The 18,135-nt window shown below is 65.8% G+C and carries 14 protein-coding genes; 9 read left to right on the top strand and 5 right to left on the bottom strand.

The window, feature by feature from the left end:
* Window positions 1–25 precede the first annotated feature (25 nt).
* The 3 genes from UB48_RS15780 (at window position 26) to UB48_RS15770 (ending at window position 5,539) form a co-directional block, all read left to right on the top strand.
* Window positions 26–1,114, top strand: a complete 1,089-nt coding sequence (locus UB48_RS15780) for a diguanylate cyclase (protein ID WP_045198694.1) — start codon at window positions 26–28, stop codon at window positions 1,112–1,114.
* Between the two features lie 286 nt (window positions 1,115–1,400).
* On the top strand, window positions 1,401–5,354 hold the full coding sequence (locus UB48_RS15775) for a non-ribosomal peptide synthetase (RefSeq protein WP_045198692.1): 3,954 nt from the start codon (window positions 1,401–1,403) through the stop codon (window positions 5,352–5,354).
* Window positions 5,351–5,539 (top strand): MbtH family protein, encoded by a 189-nt coding sequence (locus UB48_RS15770; RefSeq protein WP_045198690.1) that lies wholly within the window; start codon window positions 5,351–5,353, stop codon window positions 5,537–5,539. Before UB48_RS15775 ends, UB48_RS15770 begins: the two co-directional genes overlap by 4 nt.
* On the opposite strand, the gene UB48_RS15765 is transcribed toward UB48_RS15770, so the two are convergent.
* A complete protein-coding gene (locus UB48_RS15765) occupies window positions 5,536–6,834 on the bottom strand; it encodes an ATP-binding protein (protein WP_045198688.1) in 1,299 nt (432 codons plus the stop codon). The genes UB48_RS15770 and UB48_RS15765 overlap by 4 nt on opposite strands.
* Before the next feature lie 6 nt (window positions 6,835–6,840).
* Window positions 6,841–7,542: a response regulator transcription factor gene (locus UB48_RS15760; protein WP_045198685.1), complete on the bottom strand. Its 702-nt coding sequence runs from the start codon at window positions 7,540–7,542 to the stop codon at window positions 6,841–6,843.
* A gap of 156 nt (window positions 7,543–7,698) precedes the next feature.
* Here UB48_RS15760 and UB48_RS15755 point away from each other — a divergent pair, with 156 nt between their 5' ends.
* From UB48_RS15755 to mobA, 3 genes are all read left to right on the top strand, one after another.
* On the top strand, window positions 7,699–8,877 hold the full coding sequence (locus UB48_RS15755) for an efflux RND transporter periplasmic adaptor subunit (RefSeq protein WP_045198683.1): 1,179 nt from the start codon (window positions 7,699–7,701) through the stop codon (window positions 8,875–8,877).
* Between the two features lie 11 nt (window positions 8,878–8,888).
* Window positions 8,889–12,017, top strand: coding sequence for an efflux RND transporter permease subunit (locus UB48_RS15750; RefSeq protein WP_045198681.1), 3,129 nt, complete (start codon window positions 8,889–8,891; stop codon window positions 12,015–12,017).
* Window positions 12,018–12,078: 61 nt separating this feature from the next.
* Window positions 12,079–12,654: a molybdenum cofactor guanylyltransferase MobA gene (gene mobA, locus UB48_RS15745; protein ID WP_045198679.1), complete on the top strand. Its 576-nt coding sequence runs from the start codon at window positions 12,079–12,081 to the stop codon at window positions 12,652–12,654.
* A gap of 13 nt (window positions 12,655–12,667) precedes the next feature.
* On the opposite strand, the gene UB48_RS15740 is transcribed toward mobA, so the two are convergent.
* Window positions 12,668–14,077 carry a pitrilysin family protein gene (locus tag UB48_RS15740; protein ID WP_045198677.1) on the bottom strand — a complete coding sequence of 470 codons (1,410 nt, stop codon included), beginning with the start codon at window positions 14,075–14,077 and terminating at the stop codon, window positions 12,668–12,670.
* A gap of 126 nt (window positions 14,078–14,203) precedes the next feature.
* Here UB48_RS15740 and UB48_RS15735 point away from each other — a divergent pair, with 126 nt between their 5' ends.
* The 3 genes from UB48_RS15735 to UB48_RS15725 are packed head-to-tail and all read left to right on the top strand — an operon-like array spanning window position 14,204 to window position 16,039.
* A complete protein-coding gene (locus UB48_RS15735; RefSeq protein ID WP_045198675.1) occupies window positions 14,204–14,497 on the top strand; it encodes a hypothetical protein in 294 nt (97 codons plus the stop codon).
* Between the two features lie 57 nt (window positions 14,498–14,554).
* Window positions 14,555–15,250 (top strand): transcriptional regulator, encoded by a 696-nt coding sequence (locus tag UB48_RS15730; RefSeq protein ID WP_045198673.1) that lies wholly within the window; start codon window positions 14,555–14,557, stop codon window positions 15,248–15,250.
* Window positions 15,251–15,253: 3 nt separating this feature from the next.
* The gene (locus UB48_RS15725) at window positions 15,254–16,039 is read left to right on the top strand and encodes a PhzF family phenazine biosynthesis protein (protein WP_045198671.1); all 786 of its coding nucleotides are present in this window, start codon (window positions 15,254–15,256) and stop codon (window positions 16,037–16,039) included.
* Here the strand turns inward: UB48_RS15725 and chrA are convergent.
* Both chrA and UB48_RS15715 read right to left on the bottom strand, forming a co-directional pair.
* The gene (chrA, locus tag UB48_RS15720; protein ID WP_045198669.1) at window positions 16,032–17,231 is read right to left on the bottom strand and encodes a chromate efflux transporter; all 1,200 of its coding nucleotides are present in this window, start codon (window positions 17,229–17,231) and stop codon (window positions 16,032–16,034) included. The two genes, UB48_RS15725 and chrA, sit on opposite strands and share 8 nt — an antisense overlap.
* A 160-nt stretch (window positions 17,232–17,391) precedes the next feature.
* Window positions 17,392–18,126: a TorF family putative porin gene (locus tag UB48_RS15715; RefSeq protein WP_045198667.1), complete on the bottom strand. Its 735-nt coding sequence runs from the start codon at window positions 18,124–18,126 to the stop codon at window positions 17,392–17,394.
* Window positions 18,127–18,135 lie beyond the last annotated feature (9 nt).

Raw genomic sequence — 18,135 nt, 5'->3', positions numbered from 1 at the left:
TCTTCTTCGAGCATTCAGGGCTGCCATGTACAAGACCATCGAACAGCAAGTGCGCAGGAACGTCGCACCGCCGCAACTGCGCGAAGAATTCCGCCAGCACGACTTCGAAAGCCTGAAGTCGTTCAGCTTGCTGGTGTTCGTGCTGAGCCTGGGGATCTGGATTCTGTTCGACCTGATCGTCAGCTACCAGGGCAATCAGGGCCTGACCTGGCTGTCGGCGCTGTTCATCGCGGTGATGGGCATGCTCACCATCATCCTCGGCTTCGTCCGCAAGGCGGCGCATTTCGATGTGCTCAACCTGGTGTTCATCGCCGTGATCACCCTGGCGGTGCGCCTGGTGATCGACGGCCTGCCGCAAGCGCTGCGCCCGGCCTGGATGGTGCTCGGCGCCTCGAGTGTGCTGTACAGCGTGTCGGTGCTGCCGGTGCGGCGCTGGTCGTTCCTGGCGACGATGCTGGTGACCTGGGTCAACCTCAACCCGTTCCAGGTCCCGGACATGCACCTGTTCGAGCTGCGTGGCAGCATGTTCGTCTGCTATGCGGTGTTTCTCAACGGCCTGACCCTGTACAGCTACCTGAAGATGCGCCGGGCCAAGCTGTACAACTTCTACATGGCCAAGCTGCTGCTCGAGCAAGCCTACGTCGATGCCCTGACCGAGATCCCCAACCGCCGTTCGTTCATGGCCAAGGCCGAAAAACACCTGCAGCAGGACGCGGCCGCCACGCGCTACCTGGCGATGATCGACATCGACAACTTCAAGAAGGTCAACGACCAGTTCGGCCACGACATCGGCGACGTGGTGCTCAAGCGCATCGCCGCCGACATCAAGGCCTCGATGAGCGAATTCGAGTACGCACGGCTGGGCGGTGAAGAGTTCGTGATCTACGTCTGGGGGCTCAACCAGGCCGACGCCGAACGGCGCATCGACGCCCTGTGTCGGCGGGTCCGTGACGAAGTCGCCGAGCATCCGGTGATCATCAGTATCGGCCTGGCGCAAATCCTCGCCGAAGACACCCTGAGCAACGCCCTGGTCAAGGCCGACCAGGCGTTGTACGAGGCCAAGCGCAGTGGCAAGGACCGCTACGTGCTGTGGCGCGAGCCTCTCGGGTTGTAAGCCTTCAGCCCTTCGCGGCGGCCGCCAATGGCGCCGCGCCTTCGCCGAGATGCTCCCGCCACCCCTGCCGAGCCGCCTGGCAGCGAGTGCAAGCCTGCGGCCAACCGCGACCATCCTGCCGGTAAAGGCCGCAATCGTGCCGTCACAGCGGCTGTAGTAGTGCTCTGCCGGTCATCGCCAAGCCCCCTTGCGCTGCCTCTCAAAGCCCCCGTCCGCGTGCACTTGCAGATCATTTGCGCCGCTCTACGCTGCAATTTCGCGCAAACCCGGACAGAGGAACACTCGAATGGATTCGAAGATCACCAGCGAAACCGGCCACCCCTTGACCGCAGGCCAACTGTGCATGTGGTTCAACGCCCAGCTTGCCCCACCCCAGACCAACATGAACCTGGCGGAGTCCGTCGACATATTTGGCGCGGTGGACGTCGAGCGCTTCATGACCGCCCTGCGCCGAGTGGCTGATGAGGCCGAAGCGGTGCGGCTGAACTTCGTTGACAGCGCCGAAGGCCCGCGGCAACTGCTGGCCCCGCGATTCAGGGGGGAACTGCCGTTTCTCGACTTCAGCACGGCGGATGATCCACGGGCCAGTGCCGATGCCTGGATGCATGACGACATCCAGCGCCGCGTCGACCTGGGCTGCGACCCGCTGTGGATGTCGGCGCTGCTCAAGCTGGGCCCGGCGCATTTTGTCTGGTACCAGCGCCCGCACCACATCATCCTCGACGGCTTTGGCGCCGGGTTGCTGGTGCGGCGCCTGGCCGACACCTACCAGGCCCTCGGCGAAGGCCAGCCGGTGTCCGCCGCCAGCGCCTTGCTGCCGATCAGCGAACTGGCCGAACAAGACAGCGAGTATCGCCAGTCGGAGCGCTTTCAGCGTGACCGCGAGTACTGGATGCAGCGCTTCGCCGACCTGCCGGCGCCGATGAGCCTGGCGCGCCAGCGCACCCTCAACCACGACGGCCTGCTGCGCCGCACCGCCCACCTGCCCGCGGCCAGGGTCGACGCCCTGCGCCAGCGCGCCAGCGAACTGGGCAGCACCTTGCCGCAGATCCTCACCGCCGCCACCGCCGCCTACCTCTATCGGGCCACCGGCAACCAGGACATGGTCATCGGTGTGCCGCTCAGCGCCCGGCGCAACGCACGCATGCGCCAGGTGCCGGGCATGGTCGCCAACGCCATGCCGATGCGCCTGAGCATGCGCCCGGACATGAGCCTGGCCGAGCTGGTCCAGGAGGTATCGCGGCAAATGCGCCAGTTGCTGCGCCACCAGTCATACCGCTACGAGCACCTGCGCAACGACCTGGGCCTGCACGGGGCTCATCAACAGCTGTTCACCACCCTGGTCAATATCGAGCCCTTCGACTACGCCATTGCCTTCGACGGCCACCCTACCCGCGCACGCAACCTGTCCAACGGCACCACCGACGATTTGGGCATCTTCTTCTATGAGCGCGGCCTGGGCCAGGACCTGCAGTTCGATTTCGACGCCAACCCCGGGCTGTACAGCGCCCAGGCACTGGCCGAACACCAGCAGCGCCTGCTCAAGGTGTTCGACGCGCTGATCGAACAGCCCCAACAGATGGTTGCCCGCATCGAACTGCTGAGCGACGAACAGCACCAGCAGTTGCACGCCTGGAACCGCACCGCGGTGGACTACTCGCCGTGGCAGCCGGTCAGCCAACTGATCGAACAGCAGGCCCGGCGCACACCCGATGCCTGCGCGCTGCTGTTCGCCAACCAGCAGCTCAGCTACGGGCGCCTGAACCAGCAGGCCAATCGCCTGGCCAATCGTCTGCAACAGCACGGCATCGGCGCCGACAGCCTGGTCGCCATCGCCATGCCGCGCTCGCTGGAACTGGTGATCGGCCTGCTGGCCATCCTCAAGGCCGGCGCCGCTTATGTGCCGCTGGACCTGGAGCTGCCGCGCGAGCGACTGCGCTTCATGATCGAGGACAGCGCAGTCCAGTTGTTGCTGACAGCGCAGGCGTACAGCGGCCTTGGCGCCAATCTTGCCCCTGAACTGATGCTCGATGACCTGCTGGACGATGAGCACGGCAACGACGATACCCCCCTCAGCCACGTGCAAGGCAGCAACCTCGCCTACCTGATCTACACCTCCGGCTCCACTGGCCAGCCCAAGGGTGCCGGCAACAGCCATGAGGCCTTGTACAACCGGTTGATGTGGATGCAGGCGGCCTACCCGTTGACGAGCGCCGACACGGTGCTGCAGAAGACCCCTTGTGGCTTTGACGTGTCGGTCTGGGAGTTCTTCTGGCCGTTGATGAGCGGTGCCCGCCTGGCCGTCGCCGAGCCCGGGGCCCACCGCGACCCGCAACAGTTGCTGGCGCTGATCGAGCGCTACCAGGTCACCACCCTGCACTTCGTGCCGTCGATGCTGCAGGTGTTTGTGCCCGAGCTCCAACCCGGCCAGGGCCAAAGCCTGCGGCACATCATCTGCAGCGGCGAAGCGCTGCCCGCCGAGCTGCAGCACCAGGTGCTGCAGGCGCTACCCAATACCGCCCTGCACAACCTCTATGGCCCCACCGAAGCGGCCATCGATGTCAGTCACTGGACTTGTCGCGACGATGGTAGCCACAGCGTGCCGATCGGCCAACCGATCGCCAACCTGCAGGCCTATGTACTCGACAGCAGCCTGCACCAGCAGGCAATCGGCAGCCCTGGTGAGCTGTACCTGGGCGGCATCGGCCTGGCCCGGGGTTATCACCGCCGCCCGGGGCTGACCGCCGAGCGCTTTGTCGCCAACCCGTTCGGGCCGCCCGGCAGCCGCCTGTACCGTACCGGCGACCTGGCACTGTGGCGCGCCGACGGCCAGCTTGAATACCTCGGGCGGGTTGATCAGCAGGTCAAGCTGCGCGGCCTGCGCATCGAGCTCGGCGAGATCGAGCACCTGCTGGCCAGCCATCCGCAAATTGCCCGCTGTACGGTGCAGGTGCGCGAAGACTGCCCCGGCCAGCAACAACTGGTGGCCTACCTGGTGCTGGCCGGTGAACAGGCGCTGGACCTGGGCCAGCTTGGCTATTACCTGGGCGAGCGCCTGCCCGAGTACATGGTGCCCAAGGTATTTGTGGTGCTGGCGCAACTGCCGTGCACCGCCAATGGCAAGCTCGACCGCCGGGCGCTGCCGGTGCCGGCGCAGCACCTGCAGGCACAACGCCCCGCCGAGCCTGCGCAAGGCCCGCTCGAACAGGCGTTGGTGCAGATCTGGAGTGAACTGCTGCAGCGCCAGGGTATCGACCGCAACAGCCACTTCTTCGAACTGGGCGGCCATTCGATCCTGGCAGTGCAAGTCGCCGCACGCTTGCGCCAGCAACTGGGCATAGAAGTGATGCCCACCGATCTGTTCACCCGCCCGGTGCTGCACCAGTTTGCCGAGCAGCTCCAGCGCAGCGCGGACCTGGCCCGTCCTGGCGACCCGTTCACGGTGCTGCTGGAACTGCGCAGCGAAGGCAGCCAGGCGCCGCTGTTCTGCCTGCCGCCGGGCGGCGGCCTGGGCTGGCCTTACGCGGCGCTCAGTGGTTACCTGCCCGACCGCCCGCTGTATGCCCTGCAGGCTCGCGGCCTGCGCAACCCGGGGCTACGCCCGCAGAGCGTCGAAGCCTGCGCCAGCGACTACCTGGCGCAGATCCGCAAGGTCCAGCCGGTTGGCCCGTACCATTTGCTCGGCTGGTCATTCGGCTGCCATGTCGCCCACGCCGTGGCGACCTTGCTGCAACGCGAGGGCGAGTCAGTGGCACTGCTGGCGCTGCTCGACGGCTACCCGCTGCAACCTCACAGCCAGGTCCCGCAACTGAGCGACCAACAGCTGCTGGCCCTGCTGATCGGCACCCTGACCAACAGCCCGGCAGACTTCAGCCAGCCCTTGCAACCGATCGCCGAGCAGCGCCGTTACCTGGCCGAAGTGCTCAACCTGGAAGGCGCGATCGTCCAGGCCTTCTGCGATGAAGTGCGCCAGACCGTGCCGTTGATGGAGCGTTTCAAACCGCAGGTGTTTGCCGGCGAGGTGTTGTTCCTGCGCGCTACCGAAGGGCTGCGTGACGCCCTGTGGCAAGACCCCGAGCACTGGCGCACCCACGTCGATGGCCGGTTGCAGGTCCACGATATTGCCTGCATGCACGAAAACATGCTGCGTGCCGACGCCGTGGCGCAGATCGCACCGCTGCTGGCCAGGGCCCTGCAGGCCAGCGAAACCGCCCGCCGTGCCCAGGAGGTGAACCCATGAGCAGCCCATTCGACAACCCGCAAGGGCAATTCCAGGTGCTGCGCAATCACTTGCACCAGCACAGCCTGTGGCCGGCCTACCTGGCCTGCCCGCCCGGCTGGCAGGCGGTGTTCGGCCCGCAGCGCAAAGCGCTGTGCCTGGACTACGTCGAGCAGCACTGGCGCGACTTGCGCCCGCGCCGCTAGCCGCGCGGCAGCCTGATCTTGAACTGCGCACCGCCCAGCGCCGACTGCCCGACCGTCAGGGTGCCGCCCTGGCCTTCGATGGCCCGGCGGCTGATCGCCAGGCCCAGGCCGAAGCCGCCGGTGGTACGGTCGCGGCTGCGGTCCAGGCGGTAGAACGGCTGGAAGATCAGCTCGCGCTGGTCGTGGGGGATGCCGATGCCGTTGTCCTCCACGGTCAGCAGGCAATGGCCCTGGGGGTCGAGGCTCAGGCGCAGGAGGATCTGCCCGTCGCAGTAGCGCATGGCGTTGCGTACCAGGTTCTGCAAGGCACGGGCGGTCAGCCGTGGGTCGAGGATGAAGCGCGGCAGGTTGTCGTCGGCGCGCACCTGCCATTCGATGCCACGGCCATCGAGCTCTTCGGCAAAGCTGCCGAGGATGCTGTCGACCAGCTCCAGCAGCGACACCTCGACCCGCTCGCGGGCCTGGTCGGCGTTCTGCAGACGGCTGTAGGACAACAGCTCGAGCACCAGTTCATCCAGCTCGCGCACATGGCCGACCAGTTCCAGCAGGCGCTTGCGGCAGTTGGGCGGGACTTCGTCAAACAGCAGCACCAGGCCAAAATCCAGGCGCGTCAGCGGCGTGCGCAGTTCATGGGACACGGCATTGAGCAATTCGCGCTGCTGGGTCAACAGCCGCTCGACGTCCTGGGCCATGGTGTCGAACACCTGGGCCAGTTCGCCGATGTTCGAGCGCGGCGGAATATGCGTGCGCTGCGACAGCTCGCCCTGGCCCAGACGCCGGGCGGTTTCCTTGAGCCGTTCAAGGTCGCGCCAGTGCGGCCAGACCCAGAACAGCAGGCAGCCGAGCAAGGCGGCGCCGATCAGCACGGTCACCACCCAGGACAGCAGGCTGATGTCCAGAGGATCGGGCGGATTGCTCAGTTCCACCAGCCAGGTGTCGTCCAGTGGTGCCAGGGCGGTCTCGTAGTAGCCCCAGTCGCCCAGGCGCACCACGTTCAGGCCGGCCTTGAGGCGGTCGCGCTCCGCATAGCTGAGGCCAATCTGGTCCTGGCGGCGCAGTTGGATTTCCAGCGGGGCGAAATCCGCCGCCAGTTCCTTGGCCTTGGCCGGCCATTCAGTGCTCGGCACCTGCTCGAACTGCTTGACGATCAAGCGTTGCACGCCACGGGCCTGGTCAAGGTTGTAGGCAATGAAACGCTGGTGAAAGGCGCCGACGATGGCATCGGGAATCAAAAAGATCGCCCCGGCATAGGCAACGATGGTGATCAGGTACAGGCGGATGAGGATTTTCAGCATGAGCCGCTAGAACTCCCACTCGACCCGGCTGAACAGATACCCCTTGCCCCACACGGTCTTGATCTTGCGCGCCTCGCCTGCGCTGTCGTCGAACTTGCGCCGCAGCTTGGAAATCGCCACGTCCACCGAGCGGTCGGTGCCGTTGAACTCGATGCCGCGCAGTTGCTGGAGGATGCGGTCGCGGCTGAGCACCACCCCGGCATTGCGCGCCAGCACCACCAGCAGGTTGAATTCGCCGCTGGACAGCTCCACCGGCTGCTCGCGCCAGAACACATTGCGCTCGGCCAGATCGATGCGCAGGCCGCCGACCACGATCAGGTCGCTCTCAAGGCGTGGCTCGTTGATGCTGCTGCGGCGCAGCAAGGTGCGAATCCGCGCCAGCAGCACCCGTGGCTCGCACGGTTTGGTCACGTAGTCGTCGGCGCCCATTTCCAGGCCCAGCACCTGGTCGTGGCTATCGTCGCGGGCGGTCAGCATGAGGATCGGCAGGGCCTGGGACTCGGCGCGCAACAGCCGGCACACCTGCAGGCCGTCGAGGCCCGGCAGCATCAGGTCGAGGATCACCAGGTCCGGTTTGTTGCGCCGCGCCTCGGCCAGCACGTGATCGCCACGGGCAATCACGCTGACGCTGAAGTCGTTGCGCTGCAGGTAGCTGGCGATCAGTTCGGACAGGGCGCAGTCGTCTTCGACCAGGAGAATATTGGGCATGGGCAGTTTGACAGGCTGGGAAAGTCAGGCAGGATATAAGAGCTCACGCGCTCGCAGGATAAAGCTTCACACTTTTTTACACATGGCCTACACAGCTTAACTGTTGCCCGTCGGTCGCCTGCCTTAGCATTGCCGGGTCATTTTCGGAAGATCCGCATGTCCAGTTCAAGTCCCGCCCGTCTGCGCGCCCTGGCGCCGCTGTTGTTGATCACTTTCGCCCTGAGCGCCTGCGACGACAAATCGCCTGCCGAAGAAAAGGCCCCGCCCAGCGCAGTGCGGGTCGAGACCGTGCAGGTGCAGCCGCTGGCGATCACCACCGAGCTCAATGGCCGCATCCTCGCCCCGCGCACTGCCGAAGTGCGCGCGCGGGTGGCCGGCGTGGTGCTCAAGCGCGTGTACCGCGAAGGCAGCGACGTCAAACAGGGCGATGTGCTGTTTCGCATCGACCCGGCGCCGTTCCAGGCCGACTTCGACAGTGCCCGCGCCGCCCTGGCCCGCGCCGAGGCCACGCGCTACCAGGCGCGCCTGCAGGATCAGCGTTACCGCGAACTGATCGCCATCAATGCCATCAGCCGCCAGCAGCACGACGATGCCCGCGCCGCCTTCCTGCAGGCCGATGCCGACGTCGCCGCGGCCAAGGCGGCGCTTGAGCGAGCCAGGCTCAACCTCGGTTACGCCACCGTCACCGCGCCGATTTCCGGACGCATCGGCCGCGCCCTGGTGACCGAAGGGGCATTGGTCGGGCAGAACGAATCCACACCGCTGGCGACCATCCAGCAGCTCGACCCGATCCATGCCGACGTCACCCAGTCGACCCGCGAACTCAATGCCCTGCGCCGCGCCCTGCGTGCCGGCGAACTGCAGCAGGTGGGCCAGGACCAGGCCAGCGCGACGCTGATCCAGGACGACGGCACGCCCTACCCGCTGCCGGGCAAACTGCTGTTCTCGGACATCAGCGTCGACCCGAGCACCGGCCAGATCACCCTGCGCAGCGAGTTCCCCAACCCCGACCTCGACCTGCTGCCGGGCAGCTTCATCCGCGTGCGCCTGGAGCAGGCGGTCAAGCAGCAAGGCATCAGCGTGCCGCAGCGGGCCATCCTGCGCGACAGCGCCGGCAAGCCGAAGGTCATGCTGGTCGATGGCGAACAGCGCGTCAGCGAACGCCCGGTGGTGCTGGGCAGTGTGCAGAACGACCGCTGGATCGTCAGCGAAGGCCTGGCCCCCGGTGACCGGGTGGTGGTCGAAGGCCTGCAACACATCAGCCCCGGCGACCAGGTAGAGGTCGACAACGCGGGCAAGGACGCCCTCCCCATCGTTCAGTCCAACGGCCAGTGAGGGCCTGATTCATGCCGCAGTTTTTCATTGACCGCCCGGTGTTCGCCTGGGTGGTCGCCTTGTTCATCCTGCTTGCCGGCGCCCTGGCCATCCCGCAGTTGCCGGTGGCCCAGTACCCCGACGTGGCGCCGCCGCAGGTGGAAATCTACGCCGTGTACCCGGGTGCCTCGGCGCAGACCATCGACGACAGCGTGGTCAGCCTGATCGAGGAAGAGCTCAACGGTGCCGACAACCTGCTCTATTTCAGCTCGCAAAGCAGCCTGGGCAGCGCCACCATCACCGCCACCTTCGAACCGGGCACCAACCCGGACCTGGCCCAGGTCGATGTGCAGAACCGCCTTAAAGTGGTCGAGTCGCGCTTGCCGCGCCCGGTCACCCAGCAAGGCCTGCAAGTCGAGAAAGTCTCCACCGGCTTCCTGCTGATGGTGACCCTCACGGCCATGGACGGCAGCCTTGACGAAGTTACCCTGAGCGATTTTCTCGCCCGCAACGTGATGAACGAGATCCGCCGCCTCAAGGGTGTCGGCAAGGCCCAGCTGTATGGTTCGGAGCGGGCCATGCGCATCTGGATCGACCCGGCCAGGCTGATCGGCTTCAACCTCACCCCCGATGACGTCAACGAGGCCATTGCCGCGCAAAACGCCCAGGTGGCGCCGGGCAGCATCGGCGACCTGCCGGGCACCGGCACCCAGGAAATCACCGCCAACGTGGTGATCAAGGGCCAGCTCAGCACAGTCCAGGAGTTCCAGGACATCGTCCTGCGCGCCAACCCCGATGGCTCGACCGTGACCATTGGCGATGTCGCCCGGGTCGAGATCGGCAGCCAGGAGTACCAGTACGGCACCCGCCTCAACGGCAAGCCGACCAGTGCCTTCAGCGTGCAGCTGTCGCCCGGCGCCAACGCCATGGAAACCGCGACCCTGGTGCAAGCCAAGCTCAGCGAGCTGTCGCGCTACCTGCCGCCGGGGGCCAAGTTCGACATCCCCTACGACACCTCGCCGTTCGTCAAGGTCTCGATCCAGCAAGTGATCACCACCCTGCTCGAAGCCATGGCCCTGGTGTTCGCGGTGATGTTCCTGTTCCTGCAGAACATCCGCTATACGCTGATCCCGACCCTGGTGGTGCCGGTGGCGCTGATGGGCACCTTTGCGGTGATGCTGTCGCTGGGCTTCTCGGTCAACGTCCTGACCCTGTTCGGCATGGTTTTGGCCATCGGTATCCTGGTGGACGACGCCATCGTCGTGGTCGAGAACGTCGAGCGGATCATGAGCGAGGAAGGCCTGGCGCCGCGCGAGGCGACCAAAAAGGCCATGAGCCAGATCAGCGGCGCCATCGTCGGCATCACCCTGGTACTGGTGGCGGTATTCCTGCCGATGGCCTTCATGAAAGGCTCGGTGGGGGTCATCTATCAGCAGTTCTCGGTGTCGATGGCAGTGTCGATCCTGTTCTCGGCGTTCCTCGCCCTGAGCCTGACCCCGGCCCTGTGCGCGACCTTGCTCAAGCCGATTGCCAAGGGTTCGCACCACGAAAAAACCGGCTTCTTCGGCTGGTTCAACCGCCGCTTCGAGAGCATGACCAACGGCTACCAGCGCTGGGTGATCCAGGCCCTCAAGCGCAGCGGTCGCTACCTGCTGGTCTACGCGGTGCTGGTGGCCGGGCTGGTGTACGGCTTCAGCCAGTTACCCTCCTCGTTCCTGCCCACCGAAGACCAGGGCTATACCATTACCGACATCCAGCTGCCGCCGGGGGCCAGCCGCGCCCGCACCGAACAGGTGGCGGCGCAAATCGAGGCGCACAACGCCACCGAACCTGGCGTGGGCAACAGCACGCTGATTCTCGGTTTCAGCTTCTCTGGCAACGGCCAGAACGCGGCGCTGGCATTCACTACCCTAAAGGACTGGTCCGAACGCGGCAGCGACGACAGCGCGCAATCGATCGCCGACCGCGCCAACGCCGCCTTCAGCCAGCTCAAGGACGCCATCGCCTATTCGGTGCTGCCACCGCCGGTGGACGGCCTGGGCACTTCCAGCGGTTTCGAGTTCCGCCTGCAGGACCGCGGTGGCCTCGGCCATGCCGGCCTGATGGCGGCGCGTGACCAGTTGCTCGCCGCCGCCGAGAAGAGCCCGGTGCTGGTCAACGTGCGCGAAAGCGCCCTGGCCGAAAGCCCGCAGGTGCAGTTGGAAGTCGACCGCAAGCAGGCCAACGCCCTGGGCGTATCGTTTGCCGATATCGGCAACGTGCTCAACACTGCGGTGGGTTCCAACTACGTCAACGACTTCCCCAACCAGGGGCGCATGCAGCGCGTGGTGGTGCAGGCCGAAGGCGACCAGCGCAGCCAGGTCGATGACCTGCTGAAAATTCACGTGCGCAACAGCAGCGGCAAGATGGTGCCCCTGTCGGCGTTCGTCCAGGCCAAGTGGATCACCGGCCCCGTGCAGCTGACCCGCTACAACGGCTACCCGGCGATTGCCGTGTCGGGCGAGCCGGCACCGGGCTACAGCTCCGGCGAGGCGATGAACGAGATCCAGCGCCTGGTCGACCAACTGCCCTTGGGCATGGGCCTGGAATGGACCGGGCTGTCGCTGCAGGAGCGCTTGTCCGGCTCCCAGGCGCCGATTCTCATGGCCTTGTCGCTGCTGGTGGTGTTCCTGTGCCTGGCGGCCTTGTACGAGAGCTGGTCGATCCCGACCTCGGTGCTGCTGGTGGTACCGCTGGGGGTGCTCGGCGCGGTGCTTGCGGTGAGCTTGCGCGGCATGCCCAACGATGTGTTCTTCAAGGTCGGCCTGATCACCCTGATCGGCCTGTCGGCGAAGAACGCCATCCTCATCATCGAGTTCGCCAAGAGCCTGGTCGATGAAGGCCACGACCTGGTCGATGCCACCGTGCAGGCGGCGCGCCTGCGCCTGCGGCCGATCGTCATGACCTCGCTGGCATTCATCCTCGGCGTGGTGCCCCTGGCAATTGCCAGCGGCGCAAGCTCAGCCAGCCAGCAGGCGATCGGCACCGGGGTGATCGGCGGCATGCTCAGCGCCACCCTGGCGGTGGTGTTCGTGCCGGTGTTCTTTGTTGTGGTGATGCGCCTGACCGGCAAGCGCCGGGCCAAGGCTCAAACCGCTGCGCCAGAGGCCAGCGACAGCTGATCTGGACAGACCGCGGCGTGCATGGGAAGGTGAGCGGCTGATACTGCCAGGAACCCTGACCATGCCCGCCGCCCCGCCTCCCTGCTCCATCCTCATTCTTGCCGGTGGCCGTGGCCAGCGCATGGGCGGCCAGGACAAAGGCCTGCTCGACTGGCAGGGCCAGCCGCTGATCGCCCACATCCACGCCGTGGTGCGGCCGCTGACCGACGACCTGATCATCTCCTGCAACCGCAACCAGGACCGCTACCGGGCCTATGCCGATCAACTGGTCGGCGACGCCGAGGCGGACTTCCCCGGACCGCTGGCCGGAGTACTGGCCGGGCTTGCAGTGGCGCGCCACGACTGGATACTGGTGCTGGCCTGCGATGCGCCACTGATTGACCAGGCACTGATCCTTGAGCTGATGAACCAGGCCAATGACCAGCAGCAACCGGCGATGATTCGCCAGGGTGGTTACTGGCAGCCGATGTTCAGCCTGATCCCCTGCGCCTTGCGCAGCGACTTGCAGCACGCCTGGGACGCCGGTGACCGGGGGGTGCAGCGAACCTTGCGCCAGCACCCGCTACGGGCGCTGGAGTGCGCCGAGGGAGACCCGCGCCTGAGCAATTTCAATACCCCGGATTTTTTGCGCGGCTGATCGCGGGGTAAACTCAGTAGTCCTGCCCCGCCACCACCGTCGCCTGTTTACCCGGCTGTACGACGCGCTGGAATGCCGCTTTTACTTGCGCAGGCGTCACCGCCTCAAGCTGCTCGCGCCAGGTCACCAGGGTGTCGTCCGGCAGCTGGTTCAAGGCGACCTGCGCCACGTGCTCAAGCAGGCGCTGGCGGCTGGTACCGTCAAAATGGGCAAGCAAACGCGCCTTGGCCTCGTCCAGCTCCTCCGGGCTCGGGCCTTCGCTGACAAAGCGTGCCAACGCTTGATGAACCGCCTGCTCGGCCTGCTGCTGGTACCCGGCGCTCACTTCCACAGAGATCACAAACGCCCCGGCTTGCTGGCCCATGGCGAAATAGCTGGCCGATTGCCAACTGACATCACCGCCAAGCGCCTGGCCGATGGCCCGATTGAGCCGCGTCGGCCAGTGCTCGCCACCGAGAATGTCGCTGCCCAGCAGCAACGGGAAAAAGTCCGGGTCGCTGCGCGGCACCGCCGGCTGGCCGATCTGTATCCAGATCGTGCCTTGCTGTGGCTCGATCTGCTGGTGGCTGGCCTGGCTCAGGGCCTGCACCTTGGGCAGCGCCGGCAATGCCGTGCACTGACCGCTCGGCAAGCGCCCCAGTACCGCGCTGGCCACGGCATCGGCCTGGGCCCGGTCAAGCTTGCCGACCAGGCTGACCGTGGCCCGGCACGGCAGCATCATTGCCGTGTAATGGCTGCGCAGATCTTCCATGCGGGTACGTTCGAGCATGGCCGGGGTCAGGGCATAGCCGAACGGCAGCGCGTATTCGTACAGGTCGATCTGCTTGTTGCGCTGCAGCCCCGGGCGGGTCAGCTCGCGGGCATAAGGGTGGTCGCCGTACAGCGCCTGGGCAAAGCGATGCCCTACCCCGGGAAAACGCTTGGTGGTTTCACCGTTGACCTGGCGAATGTAATAGGGCTTGGCGCGAAACCAGATACTGCCGGCAAAGGCCGGCTCGGCAATCTGCCGGCCGAGCAAGGCGCTGGCCTCGGCCTGGCGCTGGGGGTTGTTATCGGTAATGGTCAGGATGTAGCTGAAACGGTCGGCATCGACCTGGGTATTGAGTTGGCTGTCCAGGCGCATCCAGTCCATGCGCAGCGCGTTGCCGCTCAGTTCCGGGGCGTCGCCCTGGGCGTGCACACCTTCCACCGCGAGGACCGCGCCAAGCACCGCCAGGCCCGGTTGATCCTGTGGGTCGCGGCGGCTGCCGGCATCGAAGTCGACCTGGATCTGCAGGTCGCTGGCCTGGCTTTGCGCCAACAGGTAGACCCGCGCGCCACTGGGCTGGGTCCAGTGTTCAATGGCCAGGCTGTCGGCCGCCACGGCCGGGGCGATTGCGCTCAATCCCAACGCGCAGGTGAAGAGTCGTTCCATCAGGGTCATAGCAATTTCTCAAAGGACCAGGGCGCGGACGCTACGCACTTGGCTCGCGCAGATCAAGCCCGGGCAACGGCTGACACTGGCGCCGGCAGGCTTTAAGCTCAGCCCCCGCTTTTGAGAATGAAACAGATGCCAGCCCTGAGTGCCCGCGAGGTTTGCCAGCAACTGCGTGACGCCGCCCTCGGCCTTCGCCCGTTGCGCCGTGTCGGGGTTGAGATCGACATCGATGGCTGGCGCCTGCACCTGGATTTCGACGGCAGCCACTTGCACCATTGCCTCGCCTGCCGCAGCAGCGATGGCCGTGTAGGCACGCTGGACAGCTGGCAATGGGGCACAGATCCGGTGAGCTTGCTCAGCACCTGGGAGCTGGCGCAGGTCGAGCGGTTGCTGCGACTACAAACAGAAAATTCAACACAGTGTTGATATTTAAAATTTACGTTGATAGCCTACCTTCACCGTCCAACGCCCACGAAGGCTGCGATGAAGGTTTGCCCAGCAAAAAACCACGAACAGCAACTTATCCTCGGCGTACTGCACAGCACCCTGAAAATGCTCAGCCAGGTCGTCGGTAACCATACCGAGATTGTCCTGCACGACCTGCTTAACTCTGAGCGCTCGATCCTCGCCATCGCCAACGGCCATGTTACCGGGCGCCGGGTCGGTGATTCGCTGCTCGGCAGCCCGCGTCATGATCTGGGCTTTGCCGCGGTGCGCCGGGCCATGGACGATCGCAGCAGCTGCGAGCCAATCGTGGTCGACAACTACGCCACCCTCGCCCCCGACGGCCGCACCTTGCGCAGCGCTACCGTGGTCTATCGCGACAGCAGCGGGCAGCCGTTTGCCAGCCTGTGCGTGAATGCCGATCTGAGCGCCGTCGAAGCTGCGCACCAGTTGCTCGGCGGGCTGCTGGGCCTGGCCAGTGCGGCCGCGGCGGTGGCGGACGAGACCAGGGACCTGCAACAGCTGATGGCCGAGATCATTCACGACGCCTGCCCCGGCGGTGTGCTCGGCATGAAGACGGCGCAAAAGCGCGAGGCGGTGCGGCTGATGCAGGAACGCGGCCTGTTTCTGGTCAAGGGCGGCATCGAAAAGGCCGCGGCATCGCTCGGGGTGACCCGCTACACCATCTACAACTACCTGGAGCAGCTCCGGGCAACAGACAACGGACAGCAATGACCCATGCAAGTTGAAATATTCCAGGTAGACGCGTTCTCAGCCACGGCGTTTGGCGGCAATCCGGCGGCGGTGTGCCCGCTTGAAGCCTGGCTGGCAGACGCGACGCTGCAGCAGATTGCCGCCGAAAACAACCTCTCGGAAACCGCGTTCGTGGTCACCAATGGCGAGCTGTTCGAGCTGCGCTGGTTTACCCCGACGGTAGAAGTCGACCTGTGCGGCCACGCCACCCTCGCGGCGGCCTGGGTGCTGTTCGAGCAATTGGGCGAACAACGCGACACCCTGCGCTTTGCCACCCGCAGCGGCGAGTTGCGCGTTCGGCGTGACGGCGCTCGCCTGGCCATGGACTTCCCGGCCCGCCAGCCACAGGCGCTGGCCGTGCCCGAGGGCTTGTTGCAGGCGTTGGGGCTTGAGCGGATCGAGGCGCTGTACCGCACCGATGACTACCTGGTGGTGGTCGACGACCCGGCGCTGGTCGCAGCGCTTGCCCCCGACTTCGCCGCCCTGGCCGCCTTTGACGTGCGCGGCATCGCCGTCACCGCCCCGGGCCGCGAGGTTGACTTCGTCTCGCGCTGGTTCGGCCCGCGGGTAGGCGTCAATGAAGACCCGGTCACCGGCTCTGCCCATACCTCGCTGGCGCCCTACTGGGCCGCGCGCCTGGGCAAGCACAGCCTCAGCGCCGAGCAAGGCGGCCTGCGCAAAGGCCAGTTGCATTGCCAAGTGCTCGACAACGGCCGGGTGATCATCAGCGGCCAGGCGGCGCTGTACCTGCGCGGCACGATTTTTATCTGAGCAGGCTCAAGCACTGCCCGCCCAGGCCACAGGCGATCACCACCAGCCAGGGCGGCAGCTTGAAGGCCATCAGTGCGACCAGCGCCAGCAACACCAGGACAACATCCAGCGGCTGGCCAATGGCGCTGGTCCACAGCGGCTGATACAACGCCGCCAGCAACAGCCCCACCACCGCCGCATTGACGCCCAGCATCGCCGCCTGCAGGCGCGGGTTGCGGCGCAGGCGCTCCCAGAACGGCAACGCCGCGAACACCAGCAAGAACGCCGGGGCGAAGATCGCCAGCAGGCACAGCACCGCCCCCAGCCAGCCGGACTGCGGCCCGTGCATCGAGGCGCCAAGAAAGGCGGCAAAGGTGAACAAGGGGCCGGGCACAGCCTGGGCAGCGCCGTAACCTGCCACAAACGTCTCGTTGCCGACCCAGCCGGTGGGCACCACTTCAGCCTGCAGCAGTGGCAGCATCACGTGTCCGCCACCGAACACCAGCGCGCCGGTGCGGTAGAAGGCATCAATCATGCTCAAGGTCGGATCGGGCCAGAGCCCGGCCAGCAGCGGCAAACCGAGCAACAGGGCGAAGAACAGCAGCCACCACCAGCCGCCAGCGCGCTGGCTGACCCCGATCGGCAAAGGCTCGTGGACAACGCTGCTGCCCGGTTTCAGCAGCATCAACCCCGCGCCAGCCGCTGCAACCATCACCGCCACCTGCGCCCCGGCACCGGGCAGCAACAGCACCAGCCCGGCAGACGCCAGCATCAGCACAATCCGCGGCGCATCCGGGCACAACGTGCGGGCCATGCCCCACACCGCCTGGGCGACAATCGCGACCGCCACCACCTTAAGACCATGGAGGATGCCGGCCGGCACCGCCTCGGCATAACCGCCCAGCCCCAGGGCCAGCAGGGTCAGGGCCAGCGCCGAAGGCAGGGTGAATCCCAGCCAGGCCGCCAGCGCCCCGGCGTAACCTGCGCGCGACAGGCCCAGGGCGATGCCGACCTGGCTGCTGGCAGGGCCCGGCAGAAACTGGCAAAGCGTCACCAGGTCGGCATAGCTGCGCTCGCTCAGCCAGCGCCGACGGCTGACGAACTCCTGGCGAAAAAAGCCAAGGTGGGCGACGGGGCCACCGAACGACGTCAGGCCCAGGCGCAGGAAGATCAGGAAAACCTGCCATGGCGTGTGATCGTTGGCGTGGGGCATACAACGCTCGTTCTACCGGACTGCGCCCATCTTGCCAGCGATGGGCTTTGTGCAGCCAGAAAATTACCAGCGCTGCGCACTCGATCGCGGGGCAAGTCGAGTCGTCGCACCGCCGCTCCCACAGGTTCGGCGCTGCCTTCAGCATTGGATTGATGCCGGCTCAGAACGCCTTGCTGGCACTCACTACCACAGTCGCCGAGCACAGGTCGTCATAGCCATACCAATTGCTGCACTCGCTTTTGGACAGGTCGGTGTCGATGTAACTCAAGCCCCAGGTCACGCCGACAAACTCGCGACTCAGCTTTGCCTCCCACTCATAGTACGCATTGCGGTCATCGCCACTGGCCGACCAGAACGCCGGGTCCTTGACATCGTTGCGCCCTGCCCGCAGTTCCAGGCCGACCTCGGCCGGCAAGGCGAAGCTGTAGGCAACATAGCTGTACAGGGTGTCCTGGTCCTTGCCAAAGGCGTTTGGCGCATCGCTTGAGTAATAGGCGCCCAGCTTGAGCCCATAGAGGTCAAGGATGGCGTAGACCTCGCTCATGTTGAACTGGCCTTCCTTGGGGTAGCTGTATTTGAGGTAGCCAATATCCAGGCTGATGGCATCGCTGGCCTGCCAGTACCAGCCGGCGTAGTACTCGATTTCCTGGCGGGTCTTGTAGTCGAAGCCGTAATCCACTGTCGAGGTCCAGGCGCCCAGGTACAGGCCGCTGCTGTGCATCAGCGTGGCGCCGGCCTGCAGCGCCGGGTCGCCGAGGCTTTGCGAGATGCCCCGGGAGCGGTAGTCGCTGGTCGCGGCCAGGCTCATGTCGAGGCTGAAGGAATCGTTGAGTGTCAATGCCTGGGCCGTCAGCGGCGCCAGGCAGGCGAAAGCAATGAGCAAGCGTGTGTTCATACCAGACCC

The organism is Pseudomonas sp. 2(2015), assembly GCF_000955865.1.
GTDB lineage: Bacteria > Pseudomonadota > Gammaproteobacteria > Pseudomonadales > Pseudomonadaceae > Aquipseudomonas.
The sequence above is the reverse complement of the archived record's forward strand: the minus strand, read 5'-3'. Positions and strand labels throughout refer to the sequence as shown.